The organism is Alcanivorax sp. HI0083 (assembly GCF_001635175.1).
In genome coordinates, this window is sequence record NZ_LWFX01000396.1 from 1 (window position 1) to 540 (window position 540).

Consider the following 540-nt stretch of genomic DNA (forward strand, 5'->3'; position numbering starts at 1 on the left):
CCGCCGACAACCATTTCCAGCGCTTTCTGCGCCCCCAACAGGCGCGGCAAACGCTGCGNGCCACCGGCACCGGGGAGCAGCCCCAGTTTCACTTCCGGCAGGCCCAGGCGTGCGCTGTCCAGCGCCACCCGATAGTCACAGCCCAGCGCGACTTCAAGGCCACCACCCAACGCCGTGCCGTGGATGGCCGCCACCACCAGCTTGTCGCTGGCTTCGTATTCGTCAATAACAGTCGGCAGCGCCGGCTGCTGGGGGGGCTTGCCGAATTCACGGATATCGGCACCGGCCGGGAAGGTTTTTCCTTCACCGATCACCACCACCGCCCGAATCTGTTCATCTGCCAGCGCATCACGAAGGCATTGCTGCAGGCCTTCACGTACGCCATGGCCCAGCGCATTTACCGGGGGATAATTGATGCGGATAACGCCAATGTCGCTATCGCGACTGAGGCTGACCGGGTTACTCATTACGACTCTCCTCAGGACATCCTTTCGCGTCTGCATCGCCGATACGGCGTAAAAGGCAGCGCCAGCCCTGTTA

General features: G+C 62.5%; 1 protein-coding gene. It reads right to left on the reverse strand.

Annotated elements, in window-relative coordinates; genetic code table 11:
• Window positions 1-467: enoyl-CoA hydratase/isomerase family protein (locus A3754_RS04070; RefSeq protein WP_197468440.1), on the reverse strand; the 467-nt coding region annotated here is incomplete at its 3' end.
• Window positions 468-540: the final 73 nt, after the last annotated feature.